Annotated in this window: 1 protein-coding gene; it reads left to right on the top strand. The window is 55.7% G+C overall.

Annotated features, from left to right (window positions below):
- A partial coding sequence (locus tag ABLU88_RS16305; protein WP_348837132.1) for a GTP-binding protein occupies positions 1-587 on the top strand: 587 nt, incomplete at both ends.

Genomic DNA, 587 nt, shown 5'->3' with positions numbered 1-587 from the left:
CTGACCGCTGCAATCACTACCGTTCTGGCTAAAACCTACGGTGGTTCTGCTCGCGCATTCGACCAGATCGATAACGCGCCGGAAGAAAAAGCTCGTGGTATCACCATCAACACTTCTCACGTTGAATATGACACCCCGACTCGCCACTACGCGCACGTAGACTGCCCGGGCCACGCCGACTATGTTAAAAACATGATCACCGGTGCTGCGCAGATGGACGGCGCGATCCTGGTTGTTGCTGCGACTGACGGCCCGATGCCGCAGACTCGTGAGCACATCCTGCTGGGTCGTCAGGTAGGCGTTCCGTACATCATCGTGTTCCTGAACAAATGCGACATGGTTGATGACGAAGAGCTGCTGGAACTGGTTGAAATGGAAGTTCGTGAACTTCTGTCTCAGTACGATTTCCCGGGCGACGACACTCCGATCGTTCGCGGTTCCGCTCTGAAAGCGCTGGAAGGCGACGCAGACTGGGAAGCGAAAATCATCGAACTGGCTGGCTACCTGGATTCTTACATCCCGGAACCAGAGCGTGCGATTGACAAGCCGTTCCTGCTGCCGATCGAAGACGTATTCTCCATCTCCGG

The organism is Klebsiella sp. GW_Kp182 (assembly GCF_040062275.1).
Lineage (GTDB): Bacteria > Pseudomonadota > Gammaproteobacteria > Enterobacterales > Enterobacteriaceae > Klebsiella > Klebsiella michiganensis.
The sequence above is the reverse complement of the archived record's forward strand: the minus strand, read 5'-3'. Positions and strand labels throughout refer to the sequence as shown.